This window comes from Pseudahrensia aquimaris (assembly GCF_042676045.1).
Lineage (GTDB): Bacteria > Pseudomonadota > Alphaproteobacteria > Rhizobiales > Rhizobiaceae > Pseudahrensia > Pseudahrensia aquimaris.
Genome location: NZ_JBHTJV010000003.1, coordinates 476073 through 495670 on the forward strand (window position 1 = coordinate 476073; position 19598 = coordinate 495670).

At 55.8% G+C, this 19598-nt stretch carries 17 protein-coding genes and 1 pseudogene; 3 read left to right on the top strand and 15 right to left on the bottom strand.

The window, feature by feature from the left end:
- Positions 1-49: 49 nt before the first annotated feature.
- From puuE to ACFQ14_RS05785, 3 genes and pseudogenes are all read right to left on the bottom strand, one after another.
- Positions 50-964: pseudogene (gene puuE / locus ACFQ14_RS05775) on the bottom strand (allantoinase PuuE); the annotation flags it as partial.
- A complete protein-coding gene (locus tag ACFQ14_RS05780; RefSeq protein ID WP_377211750.1) occupies positions 961-2301 on the bottom strand; it encodes an NAD(P)H-dependent oxidoreductase in 1341 nt (446 codons plus the stop codon). The gene ACFQ14_RS05780 and the pseudogene puuE, both read right to left, overlap by 4 nt.
- A gap of 21 nt (positions 2302-2322) precedes the next feature.
- Positions 2323-2904, bottom strand: a complete 582-nt coding sequence (locus tag ACFQ14_RS05785; RefSeq protein WP_377211751.1) for a biotin transporter BioY — start codon at positions 2902-2904, stop codon at positions 2323-2325.
- A 153-nt stretch (positions 2905-3057) separates the two neighbouring features.
- Here ACFQ14_RS05785 and ACFQ14_RS05790 point away from each other — a divergent pair, with 153 nt between their 5' ends.
- A complete protein-coding gene (locus tag ACFQ14_RS05790) occupies positions 3058-3966 on the top strand; it encodes an MBL fold metallo-hydrolase (protein WP_377211752.1) in 909 nt (302 codons plus the stop codon).
- 1 nt (position 3967) lies between these two features.
- Here ACFQ14_RS05790 and ACFQ14_RS05795 read toward each other — a convergent pair whose 3' ends face one another.
- The gene (locus ACFQ14_RS05795; RefSeq protein WP_377211753.1) at positions 3968-4948 is read right to left on the bottom strand and encodes a DUF1499 domain-containing protein; all 981 of its coding nucleotides are present in this window, start codon (positions 4946-4948) and stop codon (positions 3968-3970) included.
- A gap of 42 nt (positions 4949-4990) precedes the next feature.
- Positions 4991-6622 carry a long-chain-fatty-acid--CoA ligase gene (locus ACFQ14_RS05800; protein ID WP_377211754.1) on the bottom strand — a complete coding sequence of 544 codons (1632 nt, stop codon included), beginning with the start codon at positions 6620-6622 and terminating at the stop codon, positions 4991-4993.
- A 186-nt stretch (positions 6623-6808) separates the two neighbouring features.
- On the opposite strand from ACFQ14_RS05800, the gene ACFQ14_RS05805 reads away from it, so the two are divergent.
- Both ACFQ14_RS05805 and ACFQ14_RS05810 read left to right on the top strand, forming a co-directional pair.
- Positions 6809-7234: a hypothetical protein gene (locus ACFQ14_RS05805; protein WP_377211755.1), complete on the top strand. Its 426-nt coding sequence runs from the start codon at positions 6809-6811 to the stop codon at positions 7232-7234.
- A gap of 78 nt (positions 7235-7312) precedes the next feature.
- Positions 7313-8707, top strand: a complete 1395-nt coding sequence (locus tag ACFQ14_RS05810; protein ID WP_377211756.1) for an aminotransferase — start codon at positions 7313-7315, stop codon at positions 8705-8707.
- Between the two features lie 121 nt (positions 8708-8828).
- Here ACFQ14_RS05810 and ACFQ14_RS05815 read toward each other — a convergent pair whose 3' ends face one another.
- From ACFQ14_RS05815 to ACFQ14_RS05860, 10 genes are all read right to left on the bottom strand, one after another.
- Positions 8829-9668, bottom strand: a complete 840-nt coding sequence (locus ACFQ14_RS05815; protein WP_377211757.1) for a hypothetical protein — start codon at positions 9666-9668, stop codon at positions 8829-8831.
- Positions 9665-9841, bottom strand: coding sequence for a hypothetical protein (locus ACFQ14_RS05820; RefSeq protein WP_377211758.1), 177 nt, complete (start codon positions 9839-9841; stop codon positions 9665-9667). The genes ACFQ14_RS05815 and ACFQ14_RS05820 overlap by 4 nt, the downstream gene beginning before the upstream one ends.
- Complete coding sequence (locus tag ACFQ14_RS05825) at positions 9841-10548, bottom strand: imm11 family protein (RefSeq protein ID WP_377211759.1); 708 nt, start codon at positions 10546-10548, stop codon at positions 9841-9843. The genes ACFQ14_RS05820 and ACFQ14_RS05825 overlap by 1 nt, the downstream gene beginning before the upstream one ends.
- Positions 10549-10585: 37 nt before the next feature.
- On the bottom strand, positions 10586-11542 hold the full coding sequence (locus tag ACFQ14_RS05830; protein ID WP_377211760.1) for a hypothetical protein: 957 nt from the start codon (positions 11540-11542) through the stop codon (positions 10586-10588).
- Positions 11539-11823, bottom strand: coding sequence for a hypothetical protein (locus ACFQ14_RS05835; protein WP_377211761.1), 285 nt, complete (start codon positions 11821-11823; stop codon positions 11539-11541). The genes ACFQ14_RS05830 and ACFQ14_RS05835 overlap by 4 nt, the downstream gene beginning before the upstream one ends.
- Positions 11820-12518, bottom strand: coding sequence for a hypothetical protein (locus ACFQ14_RS05840; RefSeq protein WP_377211762.1), 699 nt, complete (start codon positions 12516-12518; stop codon positions 11820-11822). The genes ACFQ14_RS05835 and ACFQ14_RS05840 overlap by 4 nt, the downstream gene beginning before the upstream one ends.
- 536 nt (positions 12519-13054) lie before the next feature.
- Positions 13055-14689 carry a pyruvate, phosphate dikinase gene (locus ACFQ14_RS05845; protein WP_377211763.1) on the bottom strand — a complete coding sequence of 545 codons (1635 nt, stop codon included), beginning with the start codon at positions 14687-14689 and terminating at the stop codon, positions 13055-13057.
- A gap of 25 nt (positions 14690-14714) precedes the next feature.
- Positions 14715-18176, bottom strand: coding sequence for a chromosome segregation protein SMC (smc, locus tag ACFQ14_RS05850; RefSeq protein ID WP_377211764.1), 3462 nt, complete (start codon positions 18174-18176; stop codon positions 14715-14717).
- 80 nt (positions 18177-18256) lie between these two features.
- The gene (locus tag ACFQ14_RS05855) at positions 18257-18916 is read right to left on the bottom strand and encodes a DsbA family protein (protein WP_377211765.1); all 660 of its coding nucleotides are present in this window, start codon (positions 18914-18916) and stop codon (positions 18257-18259) included.
- A 164-nt stretch (positions 18917-19080) separates the two neighbouring features.
- A complete protein-coding gene (locus ACFQ14_RS05860; RefSeq protein WP_377211766.1) occupies positions 19081-19596 on the bottom strand; it encodes a DUF721 domain-containing protein in 516 nt (171 codons plus the stop codon).
- Positions 19597-19598: the final 2 nt, after the last annotated feature.

A 19598-nucleotide genomic window follows, 5' to 3' on the forward strand; every position in this document is an offset into this window, starting at 1 on the left:
AGTTGAGACTCGCACATTCCTGCGTGCGGTCAAGAACCAATCAGGCCGCAGGATGATGCGTCCGCCAGTGTGCCGCAATGTCGCCACGGGTAGCGACCCACGCGTCCTCATGAGCGCAAACGTGATCGAGAAAACGCGCCAGGGCGAGCGCCCTGCCAGGGCGACCCACGAGACGGCAATGCAAACCGACCGACATCATCTTCGGCGCGCCTGCCCTGCCCTCTTCCAAAAGGCAATCGAACGTGTCGCGCAGATAGGCAAAGAATTGATCGCCGCTGTTGAAACCCTGCGGCGTGGCAAAGCGCATGTCGTTGGCATCCAGAGTGTAAGGCACGATCAGGTGATGCTTGTCGTGCACGTCCACCCAATAAGGCAGATCGTCGGCATAGGTGTCGGCCAGCCAGTCGAAGCAATCCATCTCCATCGCGATGTCGAGCGTGTTGAGCGACGTGCGCCCCTGATACAGCCCAACCGGTGCAGCGCCGGTAATGCGCTCGTGCAGCCGCACAGCTTTCTCGATGTGGGCGCGTTCCTTGTCGCGGGAGAAATCCTTGTAGTCGATCCATTTCAGACCGTGGGTCGCGATTTCCCACTGCGCCTCTTTCATGGCCTCTACCGCTTCCCCGTTTTTCTCCAAAGCAGTAGCGACGCCAAACACCGTCACCGGCATGTTGCGGGAAGTGAACATGCGCCATAGCCGCCAGAAACCGGCGCGGGAGCCGTATTCGTAGATCGATTCCATGTTCATGTGGCGCTGGCCGGGCCAGGGAGCCGCGCCGACGATTTCGCTCAGGAAAGCTTCGGACGCCGCATCGCCATGGAGAATGTTGTTTTCGCCGCCCTCTTCGTAGTTGATGACGAACTGCACCGCTATTTTCGCGCCGCCCGGCCATGCGACTTTCGGGATGTTTCGGCCATAGCCGACCATATCGCGGGGATAGTTGAGCGGGAACGTCTCGCTCATGCGCAGGGCTCGTAGCCAAGCTCGCGGTCTTGCAACATGCGCAATTCGTAGAGCTTGTTGTCTTTCAGCACGCCCACATCATGGCGCGTAATCAATGCGCCTTTGGGGATGTCGTTCAACACGGTCGCACCGTCGAGGAGCCCGACAGGAACTGCGCCTTCGTCACGCGCCTCATCCGCCCGCATGGCCCACGAGCGGTAGCTTGTCTCGCCGATGGAATCGAGCGTATCGCCCGCCTTGAGATCGCGTTTCGCCAGAGCGCAGACCTCTGCCACCGGTCGGTCCAGCGGCTTCATGTCGGACGTGCCGTAGAGCACCGCACGGGCGGCGGACAGCGGCACTTCAAGGCTGGTCAGATGATAGGGACGGAAAAAGGCGTAATACGGCCCCGGCCCCAAATGCAGATCGTTCATCCGCTCTCGGATGCGGGGATGGCTCATTTCGGCAATGACGAAAACGCCGGGGGCAACGCCCTTGCCGACCGTGAAATCCACGCAACCCTTGCGGCTCAAAACGCCGCCGTCTTCGACGGGGCACAGCGTGGTGGGTAATTCGTCCAAGCTGCAATCGGGGCCGTGCATGCCCGGTTTGTCCGGCACGAGGCCGGTTGCGTTGGCAATGCAGGTCATCTCGACCATCGTCTTGGAACCATCCACGAACTCCACCAGCATGCGCGGGTTCATGTTGCGCCGCTCGGCTTCAGCGCGGTAATCGTCCGGCACGGCGTCAATGTTGAAGGCGTTGTTCTTGCCCTTGCCTGCAGCCACGACCGGATAACCCAGCGATGTAACGAAGTCATAGAGCTCCATCACCGAGCTTGGCTCATCGCCCGCGCCGACCGTGTAGACCAATCCCTTTTCGGCGGCGCGTTTTTGGAGATAAGCGCCAATGGTCACATCGGCCTCGACGTTCATCATCACGAGGTGCTTGCCAGCGTCCAAAGCTGCCATGCCATATTCCGCGCCGGCGGTGGGGCGGCCCGTGGCGTCAATCACGACATCGACAAGCGGATGCGCGAGGCCGTTGTGCGCGTCGGAAACGACGGGAATTTTGCCTGCATCGAAGGCCGCTTGGATTTCGTCAGCTGTCTCGCAGACCACATCGTGACCCGCCGGATAACCAGCGATTTCCATCGCGGCACCGGCATTGGTCAGGCTCCGGTCGACCAGAACGGCAATGCGAACGCCCGCCATGCGGCGGATGGCGGTTACAAGGTCGGTGCCCATTTCACCCGCACCGATGATGCACACGCGTATGGGTTTGCCCGCCCGCTCCCGCTCAGCCAGCGCGTAGGCAAGGCCGGTCACGGGAATCGGTTTCTGGTCTGTGTCGCTCACTCTGGAGAGGCCGCGCGCCGATTAAGCGCGCTTCCAGACTTTCCAGACGGCAGAAACAGCCAGCGCAGCGATGGCGATTTTCACCAGATCACCCAGAACGAATGGCACAACACCGAAGGTGAAGGCTTTTTCTGCGCCGATCAAAGTGGACAACCAAGCAAAGCCCAACATGAAGATCACAACGTCAGCCGCGAGAATTACGCCGCCCATCTTGATTGCGCTTTTGCTCCAGCCTTTGTCGGCTGCGGTTCCGATGATGAAAGCTGCAACAACAAAACCTGCCAGATAACCGCCTGTTCCGCCAATGAAGTAAGCTGGCCCAGCGGCAGCGCCTGCGAAAACAGGCAGCCCTGCGAAACCCTGTGCGAGATAGAGCAGCACCGTCGCCACAGCCAGATTGCGGCCATAGGCTGCCCCGATGGCGAAGACGGCAAGCGTCTGCAGTGTCATGGGCACAGGGAAGAAAGGAACTTGGATTTTTGAGGCGATCGTCAGCAGCAGCGAGCCCAACACCGCCATGACCAAAAACCCTGCCGTTTTGTTCGCCCATTCGCGGGCGATGAAGGTTTGAGCAAGAGAGCCGTTAGCAAGTGTGTTCGACATTGAAGAACCTCTGATTTGGGCCGCACAGGCGGCGAAAGACACAGCGCGAGTTTTCGCACGTTCATCAATGTATATTGACTTGGCAATTTCCTAACAAGACAGTCAGCCGCACTCCACGCATTTTTGCGCCTTGTTCTTTCGTAGGCCTTTTTCATGTCCAGCCCAAATTTTCGCACCGAATTCGATCCGCGCCATGGAGAGGCCGTGGAACTCGTGCCAGGGCTTTCCCGTGTGGTTTGCGAAAACCCCAGCGCGTTCACCTTTCACGGAACGAACACTTATATACTGGGAGAAGAGCGCGTAGCTGTGATTGACCCCGGCCCACTGGTCGACAGCCATTTTGATGCGCTGCTGGGCGCAATCGGTGGTCGCACGGTCAGCCACATTATCGTAACGCATACTCACGCCGATCACTCACCTCTCGCCAAGGAATTGCAGGCCAAGACGGGCGCACCGATGTTTGCCGAGGGGCCGCACCGCGCGGCGCGGGCGTTGAACATCGGCGAAACCAACCCGCTGGATGCCAGCGCCGACATGGATTTCAAACCCGATCACGCGCTTGCCCACGGCGATTTGGTAGAAGGCGACGGCTGGACGCTGACCGCTTTGCACACGCCAGGGCACACTGCGAATCATCTGGCTTTTGCTTGGAAAGATACCGACTATCTGTTTCCCGGCGATCACGTGATGGCTTGGGCCACAAGCATCGTTGCCCCGCCAGATGGGGCGATGGCGGACTATATGGCCTCACTCGAAGTGCTGTTGGCACAAGACCAAGAAGTTTATTTCCCCGGCCATGGTGGGCGGTTGGACCAAGCACGTTCGTTCACCCGAGCGCTGCGCGCACACCGCAAAATGCGTGAACAGGCCGTCCTTGATCAGGTACGCAAAGGCAAAGAGACGATCCCGGAAATGGTCGCTGTGATTTATCGAACGACTGACAAAAAGTTGCACGGTGCTGCTGGGCTTTCCGTCCTGGCGCATATGGAGGATTTGGTGGCGAGAGGCGTTGTCGCTTGCAACGGCGCACCGGGAATCGATAGCGTCTACAGACCGGCTTAAATTACTGGCTGAGACCTTGCAGCGCGGTGTCGAGATCTTCCATGAAAGAAATGATTTGCTGCGCGTTCGCACCCAAATCATGCGGCCCCCACCGTGAAGCGGAGCGCATGTCCACCAATGTGCCTTCCTCCTCCTCCACGATTCGGAAAACAACATCGGTTTGAAACCCGAATATCAGAGACGACGATACAGCCTCCACATAACGCTCTTCCAGCGGTTCTTCTTCGCTGTCTGCATCGTTGCGGCCTATCGGCGATACAGACTGCGCCTCAATCGCTGTGGTTGGTTCGTCGCGGATTTCCGGCGGGCGGAAATTTGGTGTGGCGACGCGCAACGGCAAACCATTTGCGTCGGATGTGGGTTTGGCGACCAAAGCTGAACCTTCATCATCAATCGGTGCTTCGCCCGTTGATGTGGCGGAGGTCAGGATGGTCCAGTCACGGTCGCGCACCAGTTCCGCCACCGCGCTGAAAACGCGACCAGCGCCAAGAGGATAGCGCCTGGCAACAACACGCGGATAGGCTTTCAGCTGCAAGCGCCGGGTCACGTCCGTTGGATCGGTAATATCGTTCATCGCTTCGGTGCGGTCGTAGACTGCGTTTTCAAACTGGGGCGGATCGTCAAGGTCTGTGGAAACATCGTTGAGCGGTGGCAGCGTGAACGCTTTCAGGCCGGTGTAGAAAAACGGGGCAATGAGCAAGCTTGCCAGCAAAAGCCCCCTGGCTGCCTTCAAGCCTCCCTCTTCGCCACGTTCCCAAAGATCAAACAGGCCGCGCAGGCCCAGTGCGATAGCCGCCAACACCATCGCCAAGCCAACGCCGAGCAACCAGAATGTCGGGATCGTGCTGATGGTGTCAAAGCGGTGACCGACGATGACGATGGCAAGAAAACAAGCGGCGAAGACGGCTAGCTTCTGGCTCCAGTCGGCAGGAAGCGAACGTTGTCGCTCGTATTTCGCCAATCGCTGGGAAAAGGTTGCCATACAGTTGCTGCCGCTCTTCTATCTTGTCTTAACGGACCGCATTCAGACCGCCGTTGGTAAAGTGTAGTCAGCAAATTGCTTGCGCAACTCGGTTTTCTGAATTTTGCCCGTCGCGGTGTGCGGGATTTCGTCTACGAATACCACATCATCGGGCATCCACCATTTGGCAATTTTGCCCTCCAAGAACGACAGAATGTCCTGCGGCGCAGGCTGTTTGCCTTCCTTGCGCACGATCACCAAAAGCGGGCGCTCATCCCACTTGGGATGCACGATGCCGATCACCGCAGCTTCTGCTACATCAGGATGGCCAACGGCAAGGTTTTCAATATCGATTGTCGAGATCCACTCGCCGCCGGATTTGATTACGTCCTTCGCACGGTCGGTAATTTGCATGTAGCCGTGCTTGTTGATGTGGGCCACGTCGCCAGTATCAAAATAGTGGTCCTCATCGAATTGCTCTGCCCCTGCTCCGCCGAAATAGGCCTTGGCAATGGCTGGTCCCCGCACTTTCAGGCGGCCAAATGTCTTGCCGTCCCAAGGCAGTTCCTCATTCTCGTCGTTGGTGATTTTCATCTCAACACCAAACGGCGCGTAGCCCTGTTTTTCCTGCAAATCGAGTTTTTCGCTTCCAGATAGGCCCATATATTCAGGCTTGATAGAGCCGAGCGTTCCAAGCGGGCTCATCTCTGTCATGCCCCAAGCGTGAACGACATCAACATCGTAGTTGTCCTGGAACTTCTCAATCATCGAGCGAGGCGCCGCCGATCCGCCGATAACCACGCGCTTCAGATAGGGCAGTTGTTTGCCCGTTTCTTCAAGATAGTTCAGCAGCATCAGCCATACCGTTGGCACGGCTGCGGTGAATGTCACTTTTTCAGTATCCAGCAATTCGTAAATCGCCTCACCATCCATACGTGGGCCAGGATTAACCACCGTTGCGCCATTGAGCGGTGCGGCGAATGTTATGCCCCAGGCGTTAGCGTGGAACATTGGCACAACCGGCATGATGGTCTCGTTTGACGACATATTAAGCGCATCTGGGAAAGACGCGATCATCGCGTGGAGCACATTTGAGCGATGGGAATAGACCACGCCTTTGGGATCGCCTGTTGTGCCGGACGTATAGCACATGCCGCAAGCGGTGTTTTCGTCAAACTCTTTCCACGCAAAGTCGCCGTCGACCGAATTAAGCCACGTTTCATAAGCCACCAAATCCAGTTTGGTGTCTTTTGGCAAATGGGCTTCATCGGTCAGCACGATGATCTTTTTCAGGCTCGGCACCTTATCGGCAATCGCCTCAACTATCGGCAGGAACGTCAGATCAACAAACAGCGCTTTGTCTTCGGCGTGGTTCATAATCCATGCGATTTGCTCGGGAAACAGGCGCGGATTCAGTGTGTGATACACGGCGCCAATGCCCATGATGCCATACCAACATTCCATGTGGTGGCCAGAATTCCACGCGAGCGTGGCGATGCGGTCGCCCAATTTAAAGCCATCGCGTTCCAGCGCTTGTGCAACCTTTAGTGCGCGGGTTCGGATGTTGGCGTAATTGGTGCGTACGATCGGACCTTCGACCGAACGGGTTACGATTTCGCGCTGGCCGTGTTGAGCGGCCGCATAGTCAATGATTTTGTAGCCGAGCAACGGCCATTCCTGCATCAAACCGAGCATGTATTCCTCCTCTTAGGTACCAGCTAATTTGGGCCATGGCGCGCGCAGGGTAAAGGGCCGTTACAAGGGAAAAACAAACCGTGTTCCGTTCCGCCCCATTCTTGCCGCTCTTAGTGCCCCACATTCGCAGTGGGGAGACAAAATGGGGGATGGCAAGTATAGGCTGTTAAGAGGAAGTGTAACAAAATGGAATATGCAGACTCGCAATCATTTGACGAATATCGGCTGGGCTCCATGAACACAGACAACGAACCGTTCGACATTGGCCCCGTCGATCTGGGGTTGGAAATTGCCGAGCTGGAAATGATCTTGAGCATGAAGCACGAAGAAGGCTTGAGTTTCGAAGCCGCTCTGCGTTCTGCTCTGGCCGTTTCAGGCAACGAGCAGCTTTTCGCTTTTCCAAGCGACCGTTTTCCCCTCGATGCCCGCGCCGTATTCGCCATCCGTGTGCGCTCTGGCGATGAGCACGGCTTCTGCTACGCCTACGAGTGTGGAGTAAGCGGCGCGTTTCTGATTGCTGAACAGGGCGATATTGGAGAACGCTATATTGCGTTTGCGGCCAGCTATTCTGCCATCATTGGCGCGTTGGACGAATCGTGGCCGTTGCACTGAGCTAAAACCTTTTGCTTGCCGAACTGGTGCTAAAGCGTCAGATTCAGAACAACGATACCGTTCGGCAAGGAAAGCACCATGGCCCCCACGCCACCGCTCAGCAATCTTCAGACCCGCGATCTGGCAAGCGTCGTTCACCCCTATTCGCCGCTGCACAAGCTGGATCAGATGGGGCCGCTGATTCTGGAATCGGGCAACGGCGTTTATGTGCGCGATACGCACGGCAACGATTATATCGAGGGCATGGCCGGGCTTTGGTGCACGGGGCTTGGCTTTAACAACGAAGAGATGATTGAAGCGGCCACCGCCCAGATGCGCGCGCTGCCCTATTACCACCAATTCAGCGGACGTGGCACGGAGCCTGCCATTGAACTGGCCGAAAAGCTGAAAGAAATCGCGCCTGTGCCGATCAGCCACGTCTTTTATACATCCAGCGGATCGGAAGCCAACGACACGCAGGTGAAGCTAGCATGGTATTACAACAACGCGCTGGGCCGCCCGAAAAAGAAGAAGATCATTTCGCGCATCAAGGCCTATCACGGGGTGACGCTGATGGCGGCGTCTCTGACCGGCCTGCCCTACAACCACATGGATTTCGATCTGCCGTTCGACGGCATTTTGCACACCGATTGCCCGCATTATTACCGTTTTGGCAAGGATGGCGAAAGCGAAGCGGAATTCGTCGCGCGGCTGGCGCAAAACCTGCGCGACATGATCGAGCGTGAGGGCGGCGACACGATTGCTGCCATGATCGCCGAGCCTGTGATGGGCGCTGGTGGCGTTATCGTGCCGCCGAAGGGCTATTTCGAGGCGATCCAGCCGATCTTGGACGAGCACGATATTTTGCTGATCTCGGATGAGGTCATCAACGGCTTTGGCCGCACGGGCGAGTGGTTTGGCAGCCAGAGCCACGGCATGACGCCGACCACCATATCAGTCGCCAAACAAATGACGTCAGCCTACGCCCCGCTGGGCGCGGTGATGATCCCTGAATTCATGATGGACGCGCTGAAATCGCAGTCCGAAAAGATCGGCACGTTCGGCCACGGCTATACCTATGGCGGGCATCCGCTAGGTTGTGCGCTGGGCGTGAAGGCCATCGAAATCTACCAGCGTATGAACATCTGCGAGCGCGTGCGGTCCATGACCCCTTTGTTTGAGCGTCGGTTGGAAGCTCTCAAAGACCATCCGCTGGTGGGCGAAGTGCGCAGCTCCGGCCTTTTGGGCGGCGTGGAACTGGTCGCCGACAAAGCCACCAAACGCGCCTTTGACCCCAAACAAGGCGTCGGCCCCCAAACCGCCGTCCACCTTCAAAAGCACAACCTAATCCTGCGCCCCATCGGCGACACGATAGCCATCTGCCCGCCGATGATCATCGAAGAGGACGAGCTGAACGCCCTGTTCGATAGGCTGGAACTGGCGCTGGATGACACCGAGCACTGGGTGGCGAAAGAAGGGCTGAGGGGGGCTTGAGCAGACTGTGCGGTTGGCTTGCTGTTTTGGTTGCCAAGCATATCAGCGCAACTGGAAGGCTTTCGCTCACATTCCCGAAAAGAAGCCTTGGCGCAGCGCCTTCAGGCGACCAATTTCCTCTTCACTGAACGTCAACATCGCCCCTGCCCTCTAAATCGCGTCTTCTATACCCTCGTGCAGTATACAGTAGCCGCCAAATGTCCGGCTCAAACAGCTTCAATATTTCAGGCGACCAATAGAGCGAGTGCGGCCCCGACCTCCAAGAAGGCCGCTCAAGCCGCCCGTGAAGACGTTTTAAAAAAAATGGACTCAACTTGTAAACTACGCCATCACCACTAAAATAGATGTATTTACAACCACTTGCATGGCAATAACCAACCTGTTTTTTGTGATTTTGAGAAAACATAACGTCAAAATATTCGCCTCTTGAGGGGCTTGGAAAATTTTGAGGAAGCCTACTTATTGTGATCTTTCTATCATCCATATTGAACATATTGTTTGCCAATTGAAGACCATCCCTAGTTTTCAAAAAAGCAGATTTTTCATAAATTGTCACGCTACCCTGTGGTATATGATTGAGATTACCAAAGTAAAACCACAGCGTTTGGGTTGGCGTGTCGCGAAACCGTGTTCCGACTCTTATTGGAACATGATCAATACTTTGGCAGTGAGTGGTGAATCGCTGATATTCCACTGGCATTTTAATATAAAATTTCTCTTTTTGATCTTCGGTTAAATTATCAAGAATATTGATAGACTTTGGTATGTCGAAAATTGCATCTCCAACCTGATATCGGAAAAAATCTCCGCTCAAACATTGACTGGGATCAAATTCTTCAACTTCTTCGAATAAACACGCTGACAAGGTTAACGGTAAAATAATAATTACTATTCGTAATATTGAACGAAATACAGAGATTCTGCATGAATAATTCTGATAATATTTCTCTGTGAACTTCATGCTAAACCTGCGCCCTCTACAATCTTCCAACTGAATGAATTGTCGTTCGCACCTGCAATGCCTGCCATCACAGCACCTGCTCTAATCAACGTGCCAATGCCATAGACGTTTGAGATTTCGTTGGATCCCGCATTGCTCTGTGCATTTCTAAACGTGGTTGGGCCGCGGCTCATTATGTGGTCCCGTCATCTTCTGGCAGCCAGTCATCAGGCCGTTCGTGGAAATAATTAGACTCGTGCCAGCCTTGACATTTTGCCTCTCGGAGGCGGGCCAGGAAGGCATCAGAAAAGAAAATACGTCTTGGCATGCGAGGATCTTGCCAAGCCGCCAAACCCTCAATGCGGTCGCTGTAAACCGCTAGGCGGCTTGGTTCGCCAGGGGAACGTGCCTTAATTTGATACGTTGCCGTAGACATATCCATTTCTGGATACCAACCGATGGCATGGACCCCGCCTGACACAAGGTTTAACGCTTCGCATACGGTATCAACCCAGAAGAAATAGAAATTACCTTCATGGGGGGTTTCGTCTTTGTTCAAGATCGTGACCGGGATGAATTGGTTTCCCTCTGGCTGCACTGCTTTGTGACAATCCTTGAATGCCTGAGTGACGATGCCCTTCCCATAGCCATCGGTCATGTTGTAGAGCTTCTTGCCCTTGGTGAAAATCATGGTTTTCGGGAACAGTTCCGGAGGCAATGTATGTCCAATTAAGCTTCCAAACGAATGGTATTTGCCATCCCTATACTCCTCTTTTTGGGCGACGCACTCTTCCAGATATTTCGTGATCGCTTTCCCAGGCGCCCGATGGTCACCCTCATAATTCCTCAACTCCGTTCCGAGGTGTCGCGCCTCGTTTGATCTGCTAATAGTGGCCGCCACTAAGCTGCGTCCAGTTCATCACCTGTGAAAACGTAACTCATGGACGCCGCCCTTCACCGTAAAGATTGTGATCGAGGAAGATATTGTCCACGGCAGTTTGGACAGCAACAAGTGGCACCATCCAGTCGTCGTCATATTTCTCGATTGAGAACTGCGAACGCCAAACGATGGGAATTTTCAAAGGTGCATCACCGAATTTTATTGCTTCTCGACCTCCTTTCATCCAGTTGTGGCTGACGCTAAGATACAAGTCACGCCCCGTTCTATTGCGGGGATTTTGAGCATCCATTGCCAAAACTTCAGCGTGGCTTTTGTGTTGACCGAGATCTTCACCCCTATTCAGTCTTTCTATTATATCCTCAGACTTAAAAACTTTAAAACCCTCGAAGTCTGGCATAAATCTTTGTAAACGATAAAGCCCAATCATCCACTCGTAACTTCGATTTTTCGGCTTTTCTATATAACGCTCTTGGTATTCGACTGGAGGAACGATTTGAATAAGAAACGAATACCTGCTTTCCTCTGGGATAAACGCCTTTCGAAATACAAAACTCGTTGGCAAATCTTGACGCGTCACACCAAATAATTTTTCTGGCAGCGACGCGTCATTTGCGGGCTCATTCTGATTGTATGCCCAAACCAAAAAACGCCGGTTTAGGTCGACCTTCGACAATTCCCGTTGAAGCAGAGCCTCATTTTTCAAAACTTGTTGTAAGGTAAAATGCACCGCATTCGTGGGTATCTTTCTTTTCTCATGCCTCAGTTCAAAGGCATCTACTACACGAACTCCCGCAGGATATTGTGTAAACGCCACCGAGTCCGTTTTTTCAAACGCCATTCGATGCCCCATGATCGTCAGAACTACCCGACCATCAGAGAGTTCCTCCAATGCGGTCTCTTGTGCATGACTGGGCGACAACAGTGGTCCAACAAGAGCGACCAGCAAAAACAAACACCTGCTTTGCTTCAAAAAATAGCGCAAAGATTCCATCATGACCCCGTCCGCGAGAGTTCAGCACCCGTGAAGTCAACATCCGTCCCGCAATATGCGATGAAAGTGCCGTAGTCTTCAGTCTCATAGGCGATGGCGTAGAAACCGGCGGCTTGGGCCTCAGCAGATAAGCTTGCATCCTCAATATTTTTGGAAATAGTCGCGTCACCAATTTTCACTGAGCCGTCCGAACTATCGTCCAAACCAGAAATGCCTGCTCCGTATCCACGGTTATAAGAATCCATGGACAAAAGGGCTAGAAGCAAGTCTTTAGAAATAGTCATTTAGAAGTCTCATTAAATTTTTTGACGCGATCAAGCGACCAAAAGGACAAAGGTGATAAATGCTTCCACCCACGTGGGCTATCGTTCGGAAGTTTCAGTGATTTCATGCTATTGTACGGCCCACCCCGAAAACTTGGCCACCAACCCAACACCTCTTCCACCCGCCCTTCGGTCACACGCTCGTTGGTGATCTCCAGCGTGACGGATTTGAGCGCGTAGCCTTCGCCAAACGTGGCGGCCAGATTGTTCGGGTCCACCGGCTTCACGGTCTCAGGCTTGGTGATGTCATCGAACGTGACCAGAATTGGATAATATTCTCGCGGCATCACACGCGGCGCCGACTTGGTTAGACCCGAAATATCGGAAGACTTCTCCAAATCATCTTTATAGATGTGTAGTGCCCGCCACCGAACATCCAGCAAAGCAAACAGATAACGCGGCCCCGAACTGTCCGGCAGTTCCAAGACAATCGCTTCTCCCCTTCGATACTTCAAAGACCGGCCCGTCACCAAATCGGCTCTGGGCAGCCCAACGCGATGCACAGAATATGCGCTCTTTACTCCCGTGGGTGTCGTGACGGTCAAAGTCACTTTCTCGCGCCATTCCAAACCGCCTAACATCGAATACACCCACACGATCAAAGCGATAAGCGCAACAAAACCGACAAAGACTTTCTTCCAGAGCCTCACAGCCATCTTGCTCCCATTATCCAGCCTTGAAAAACATGTTCAAAGGCTCCCAATGGGCAACTTGAACCGTCGAACCCCAAACCGTTCCATCGGGTGTCGCTACTTCCACAGTGATTTTCCAATGCCATGACTAACCTTCGTCACACCCAACCAGAACAAGCGCGCCGAAGCGATTTTTGCATTCAACTTCCGCATCTTGAAACCAGACTTCATCATTCGCCCAACCGCTCCGCGCCCAGCTTCTCCAGCGTGTCTTTGTCCACCATCTTCGCCACCACAGGATGCAGTTTCAGCGTGCCGCCCTTCACCACTTGCGAGAAGTTGGTCAGCACGTCGTTTATTTTTCGTGGGGTGGGTGCTTTGGAATTTTGGGGCGAAGAAGTCGAGCAGCCAGCGGTTTTCGCCGCTTGCGCAGCGCTCCCCAACGGACCGCCCGAGGAAACTGGAAGCTTCGTTCTGATTGATAACCGCGCTTTTCATTCCATGCTGATTACACACAAAGCGTGAAAGAACGGCTAAGCGATGCGGTTAAGACGGCAGAGCTAGCCCTCACCGCGCCAAGACAACAGTTCCGCCAATTCGCCGTCCGGCTCGGGCGTTACGATAGGGATTTCGCCGGCGTAGACTTCGCCGCTTGTGCCGTCGAGGCTGATTGTGTCTCCGGCTTTCAGAACCGTTCCCAAGCAGGAACACGTTCCCGCGACTGCATCGATCTTCAGGCCCATTGCGGCGGTGATGCAGGTTTTGTTCATGCCCCGTGCGACGACTGCGGCGTGGCTGGTCATGCCGCCGCGTGACGTCAGGATGCCGATGGCGGCGTCCATGCCGTGGACGTCTTTCGGATCGGTTTCCGGGCGCACCAGAATGACGGCCCTGCCTGCATCTCGTGCCGCGACCGCATCATCGGAGGTGAACACGATCTCGCCGCTCACCGCGCCGGGTGATGCGGGCAGACCCTTGGCGAAGCGCTTGGCATCTTTGGGTGGGGCCAGTTTGGATACGAGCATGGGCGTCAAAATCGCCTCATCGCAGCGCGAAACCGCCTCGCTGCGACTCAAAATGCCCTCCTTGGCCATCGCAACAGCGCTTTTGAGCGCCGCTTTGGGCGTGCGCTTGGCGGAGCGGGTTTGCAGCAGGTAAAGCTTGGAGGATTCCACCGTGAACTCGATTTCCTGCACGTCTTTAAAATGCGCTTCGAGCTTGCCGCCCAATTCGATCAATTCGGCGAATGCCTCCGGCAGTTCTTCCTCCATCGAGGGCTTTTCCGAAAGCGAGCGGCGGCGGGCCTCTTTCGTCAATTCCTGCGGTGTGCGGATGCCGCTCACAACCTCCTCGCCCTGCGCGTTGAGCATGAATTCGCCGTAAGCGGCGGCTTCGCCCGTCGAAGGATTGCGGGTGAAATACACGCCAGTGCAGGAATTCTGGTCGCGGTTGCCGAACACCATCGACTGCACAGTCGCAGCCGTTCCACCGTCATGAGAAAACGATTGCATGTCGCGGTATCGCTTGGCGCGCGGCGTGTTCCATGAACGGAACACGGCCATCAGTGCTCCGAACAATTGCTCATACGGATCCTGCAGAAACGGCGTGGCCGTCATTTCCTCAACGATCTCACTGTAGATTTTCGCCACGTTGCGCATGGCAGCGGCGGAGAGTTCAGAATCGGATGCCACGTCTTCACGGGCGCGCATCTGCTCTAAAACCAGCTCGAAATCTTCGTTCTCCAGCCCCAACACGACAAGCGAATAGCTCTGGATGAAGCGGCGATAGGTATCCCAAGCAAACCGCTCGTCGCCGGTGGATTTTGCCAAATGCGGAACGGCATCGCGGGTGAGGCCAAGGTTCAGCACCGTGTCCATCATGCCGGGCATGGAAACCGCAGCGCCGGAACGCACGGAGACGAGGAGCGGATTTTGAGGATCATCGAACGAGCGGCCCAGCGCCTTGGACAAATCATCAATATGGTCGCGCACTGCCTGCCCCATGCCTGCGCCCATAATCGCGTCGTCGCTTGCCAATATGCGACCAGCTTCCGTGCCGACCACGAAGCCTGGTGGCACTGGTACGCCCAAAGCTGACATGGTGATCAGGTTCGCGCCTTTGATGCCCTGCGCCTCAGGGTCGGCTGCACATGGTTCGCCGCCGATGCCAAAGGGAAATATGGGGTAGTCCGCCATCGTGCGGCGCTCCGGGGTAACGTCTCTATCCAGCTTCGCGGAAGGACTCGGCGGTTTCAAGGTCTACCGATACCAATTGACTAACGCCGCGCTCCGCCATGGTTACGCCGAACAGCCGGTTCATCCGAGCCATCGTGATAGGGTTGTGCGTAATGATGACAAAACGCGTGTCGGTGTTTTCCGCCATCTGATCCATCAGATTGCAGAAACGCTCGACATTGTGGTCGTCGAGAGGCGCGTCAACTTCATCCAGCACGCAGATCGGGGCAGGATTGGTGAGGAACACCGCAAAGATCAGCGCCATAGCCGTCAGCGCCTGCTCACCGCCGGAAAGAAGCGTCATGGTCTGGGGTTTTTTGCCGGGCGGGCGGGCGAGGATTTCAAGCCCGGCTTCTAACGGGTCGTCGCTTTCGACAAGCTGAAGCTCCGCCGTGCCGCCGCCAAACAGGTGAGTGAACAGTTTCTGGAATTGCTCGTTCACCTCGTCAAAAGCGGTGAGCAGGCGCTCGCGGCCCTCTTTGTTCAGGCTGTTGATGCCGGTGCGCAATTCCTTAATCGCTTCGATCAGGTCATCGCGCTCGTTCACCATCGTATCGCGCTGTTCAAGAATTTCGTTCTGCTCTTCCTCGGCACGTAGGTTCACCGCACCCAGCCGTTCGCGCTCGGATTTTAGGCGCTCAAGTTTGCGCTCCACGGCATCGAGTTCAGGCAGCTTATTTTCATCGTCCAATCCGGTCTGTTTGAACGCTTCATGTGCTTGGCATTCGAGATCTTCGCGGATGCGCGCCTCGATTTCAGCGCGGCGTTCGCGGGCGGCTTCCAACCGTTCCTCGGCTCGGGCGCTGATCTGTTTGGCGTCGGAAAGCGCATTGAGCGCACCATTGGCAACCTTATCGGCCTCACGTTGGTCGTTTTCCATTTCAGCCAGGAAATCGGCAGCCTGTTTGCGAGCAGCTTCGGCTTCGTCGATTTGTTTCGAGAGCGCCTTGCCACGCTCTTCGATATCGCTGGGCGCGTCGTCAACGTCTTTTTTCTGCTGTACCGCTTCGGCCAAGCGTTCGCGCAGGGATTTCATCTGGCGGTCGGCGTTGACAGCGCGGTCGTTCCACGCCTTGCGCTCGCGTTCGATTGCTTCGATGCGTTCGAGACGCAGTGCGTTTTCGCGGGCCATGCCTTCAAATTCTGCACGAACTTCCGCAAGCGCGGCGCGTTCTTCGCCAGCCTTGGTACGGGCTTTTGCAACCTGTTGGTCGAGCGTATCGGCATTGGGAAGCGTGGCTTGCGCTGCACGAGCCTCTTTCAGACTTGCTTCGGTCTCCGCTTTGCTGGAGGCGAGACGAACTTTCGCCTCTTCCAGCGCAGAGCGTCGATTTGTGAGATCGCTTACCTCGCGCTCGGCTGCGGCGTAATCTTTGCGAGATTGGTCGAGATTTGTCTGAAGGGTGCGCAGGGCATTGCGAGCGGCGATTTCGGCTTCGCGGGCGCTGGATGCTGCCGCTTGCGCTTCACTAAACGTCGCTTCGCGCTCGCGCACCAGTTTAAGCGCGGCGATGGCTTCGGCATCAAGTTCCGCCAAACGGTTCTTCTGTTCCAATCGCACTGCAGCGGCAGTGGGCGCTTCGGCGGTGGCGCGATAGCCGTCCCAGCGCCAAAGATCGCCATCGCGTGTAACGAGCCGCTGGCCGGGCTTTAGCGAGCCGCTGAGGCGCACGCCGTCCTCTTTTGACACAACGCCGATCTGCGCCAACCGGCGGGCCAATTCGCGCGGGGCTTTGACCTTGTCAGCCAGAGACATAGCGCCAGCGGGAAGAGCGGGATCGTTAGCCGTCTCGGCGCCTGTCGCTGCCCAATGGGCGGGTGCGGAGGCTTCAAGCGGCACGTCAAGATCGTCGCCAAGGGCTGCGCCAAGCGCTTTTTCATAGCCCTGATCGGCACGCATTTGTTCCAGCACGGCGGGGAAGAGATCCTTGCCGCCAGCGTTCAAGATGCGGTTCAGCGTTTTCGCCTCAGTCTCGATGCGGTCATGCTCGGAACGTGCCTCTGCAAGCGGATTGCGGGCTTCTTGCTCCTTTGCACGCGCTGTTTCAGCGGCTTGCTCGGATGTGGCTACAGCGGCTTGCGCTGTTTCCAGTTCCGCTTCGAATTGGGCAACTTTTGTCGCCTTTTCCTGAACGCCGGACTGGGATGCAATTTGCTGCGAAAGGGTAGCGAGCTCGTTGGCCACATCGGCAATCTGCACATCGAGTTTGGCTTCGCGCTCGCTGCCCTCGCGGATGGTGCGCTCCAACTGGCCCGCCTGCGCTTGCACCGAAGCCTGCTCGCGGGTGAGCGTGGAGAGTTGCTCTTCGGTCTGTGCGAGTTGATCTCGGACCGTCTCTAACCGCTGCTTGGTTGCCGCCTCTTTTTCAGCACGGCCTTCGGTCTCGGCGCGCAGTTGTTTTTCTTCGCGGTCAAGATGCGAGAGAATATCGCTGTTTTCGGCGATCATCTGTTCTTCGCGCTCGATATCCGCTTCCAGCTGCGCTATCCGGCCAGCGAGTTCGGTGCGGCGGCGTTCAAGGCGGCGCGCCTCTTGCTCCAACTGATCGCGGGAAATGCGTAAGTGTTGCAGCGCGGCGGCGGCTTTGGCTTCCGCTTCCCGCAATTGCGGCAGCTTGGAAGCGATGATCGCCTGCGCCTTGGCCGCTTCGGTTTGGACGAGTTGCGTTTCGCCCACTTTCATCGTGGCTTCCGTCAGCGCCTTTTCGGCCTCCGCTGTGGCAGCTTTGGCCGACGACCATTTCAAGTGGAGGATCGTCGCCTCGGCACGGCGGATATCGCCTGCAATATTGCGATAGCGATTGGCTTGTCTGGCTTGGCGTTTGAGGCTTTCAAGCTGGGTTTCCAACTGGCCGATCACATCGTCCAGTCGCTCCAGATTCGCCTCGGCAGCACGTAAGCGCAGTTCCGCTTCGTGACGGCGAGAATGCAGGCCCGAAATGCCGGCAGCCTCTTCCAGCAACGCACGGCGGGCTTGCGGTTTGGCGGAAATCAACTCGCCAATACGCCCCTGCCCGATCATCGAAGGCGAACGCGCGCCAGTGGAAACATCGGCAAACAAGAGCTGCACGTCTTTGGCACGAACATCTTTGCCGTTGATGCGGTAGACCGAACCCGCTTCGCGTTCGATGCGGCGCGAAACCTGCAATTCGTCGGCATCGTTAAAGGCAGCTGGTGCAGTGCGGTCGTCGTTATCAAGGAAAAGCGCGACTTCAGCCGTGTTGCGCGATGGGCGGTTGCCGGAGCCGGAGAAAATCACGTCATCCATCGAGGATGCACGCATGTTCTTGTAGGAATTTTCGCCCATCACCCAACGCAGAGCTTCGACAAGATTGGACTTGCCGCAACCGTTAGGGCCGACCACGCCGGTCAGCCCTTTTTCGATGGCAAATTCTGTCGGCTCAACGAAGGATTTGAAGCCAAGCAGTCTAAGTTTGTTGAATTCCATAACTCACGCCCGTGTTTTTGTCGGAACGCGCCTGCAAAACCACAATTTTTGCACGTCCTCGCTCGGACGCAGCTATACCACTAGAGCGCAGCTTCGATGGCCGCCGTGACCGCATCGAGCGAATAGTCCCCAAGTTTCTCGCCGTTCACATAGATCGACGGGGTGCCGGTGACCTTGAAATCACGGCTGGCGCGATTTCGGCCTTCAATCATCTGGGTGTAGGTTTCCTGCGATTTACCGGAGAGACAATCATTGAATTGTTCTTCGGACATCCCCGCCAGTTTAGTAATGCGGCGCAGGTCTTGGATCACGTTGGGCGATGTGCGCAACTGCTCTTGAATGCCGTAAATGGCGTCGATCATGCCGTAATATTGATCCTGCGGGGCGCATAGCGCCAGCATGAAAGCGGCTTCGCCACGGGCATCTTTGTCGAACGGGAACGGACGAAGGATCAGCTTTGCCTTACCTGTTTCGATGTATTTTTCTTTCAGCGTCGGCAGAACCTTCTCGTGGAAAGTCTTGCAGTGCGGGCACGTCATCGATGCGTATTCGACGATTGTGACCGGCGCGTTCGGATCACCCATTATGCGGTCTGCCAGCGGAATATTGTCAAAAAGGCCATCGATTTTCTCAGCCCAAGCGGCCGAAAGGGGCAAACCGGAAGCAAAAACCACACCGAGAGCAGTTGCTGCGCTCAATTTCATCATTTCGCGGCGTTTAATAGTCGACTTGACGGTCATGGGTGTTCCTCTTGAGAAGTCTATCGTGAAGCGCCCTCGAATCGTGAGCCGCTGGTGAATGTCTGAACAATAAATTAGGGCGGGATGATGCCCGTTACCACTGCCTTTGCATCATCTGCGACGCTTTCGCTCTGACAATGCTGTGAAGCACTATGGTCGCACGTTCATGAACCCTTGCTGAACACGCCGCGACCGAGCTTTTCCAGCGCGCTTTTCAGGTGTGGATCGTCAACATTCTCGACGATTTCGGCAATGCGCCGGGCTTGATCCGGCTCGACTTGAGGTGCGCGGCGGCGTTTGCGCTTGTCGGTGCGGGTCAGCGGCTTTTGCACAAGTTTGAGCTTGGCGACGGCGGCAAAACCGAAATAGGCGTTTACCCGCTTCACGATGCCGTCTGAATCGTGCTGCAAAAACAGCGCGTGATGACCTTCGCAGGCGACAATCAGCGTAGCTGGCTCAAACGGGTCGTCATCATCGTGTTTACGGGGCCAATTGAGCTTTTCAGGGCGGGAGTGTTCGGCGTGGCGTTCGCCGACGATCTCTTCCCACACTGAAAGCAGATCCAGCGTCATGCCAGCGCGTCGCTCAATCACCGGATTGAGCAGTTTCGACACCAAATCGGCGACAGGACGCGCGCCGCGGGGCACAAAGCCGTCTTGCTTTTTGTCTCGCTCGCTCAAAG

What these genes read in the sequence shown, in the direction of transcription:
- ACFQ14_RS05785 (WP_377211751.1), bottom strand. Translation starts at nt 2,904, where the DNA reads ATGTCGAACACACTTGCTAACGGCTCTCTTGCTCAAACCTTCATCGCC.
- ACFQ14_RS05790 (WP_377211752.1), top strand. Translation starts at nt 3,058, where the DNA reads ATGTCCAGCCCAAATTTTCGCACCGAATTCGATCCGCGCCATGGAGAG.
- ACFQ14_RS05795 (WP_377211753.1), bottom strand. Translation starts at nt 4,948, where the DNA reads ATGGCAACCTTTTCCCAGCGATTGGCGAAATACGAGCGACAACGTTCG.
- ACFQ14_RS05800 (WP_377211754.1), bottom strand. Translation starts at nt 6,622, where the DNA reads ATGCTCGGTTTGATGCAGGAATGGCCGTTGCTCGGCTACAAAATCATT.
- ACFQ14_RS05805 (WP_377211755.1), top strand. Translation starts at nt 6,809, where the DNA reads ATGGAATATGCAGACTCGCAATCATTTGACGAATATCGGCTGGGCTCC.
- ACFQ14_RS05810 (WP_377211756.1), top strand. Translation starts at nt 7,313, where the DNA reads ATGGCCCCCACGCCACCGCTCAGCAATCTTCAGACCCGCGATCTGGCA.
- ACFQ14_RS05815 (WP_377211757.1), bottom strand. Translation starts at nt 9,668, where the DNA reads ATGAAGTTCACAGAGAAATATTATCAGAATTATTCATGCAGAATCTCT.
- ACFQ14_RS05820 (WP_377211758.1), bottom strand. Translation starts at nt 9,841, where the DNA reads ATGAGCCGCGGCCCAACCACGTTTAGAAATGCACAGAGCAATGCGGGA.
- ACFQ14_RS05830 (WP_377211760.1), bottom strand. Translation starts at nt 11,542, where the DNA reads ATGATGGAATCTTTGCGCTATTTTTTGAAGCAAAGCAGGTGTTTGTTT.
- ACFQ14_RS05835 (WP_377211761.1), bottom strand. Translation starts at nt 11,823, where the DNA reads ATGACTATTTCTAAAGACTTGCTTCTAGCCCTTTTGTCCATGGATTCT.
- ACFQ14_RS05840 (WP_377211762.1), bottom strand. Translation starts at nt 12,518, where the DNA reads ATGGCTGTGAGGCTCTGGAAGAAAGTCTTTGTCGGTTTTGTTGCGCTT.
- ACFQ14_RS05845 (WP_377211763.1), bottom strand. Translation starts at nt 14,689, where the DNA reads ATGGCGGACTACCCCATATTTCCCTTTGGCATCGGCGGCGAACCATGT.
- smc (WP_377211764.1), bottom strand. Translation starts at nt 18,176, where the DNA reads ATGGAATTCAACAAACTTAGACTGCTTGGCTTCAAATCCTTCGTTGAG.
- ACFQ14_RS05855 (WP_377211765.1), bottom strand. Translation starts at nt 18,916, where the DNA reads ATGACCGTCAAGTCGACTATTAAACGCCGCGAAATGATGAAATTGAGC.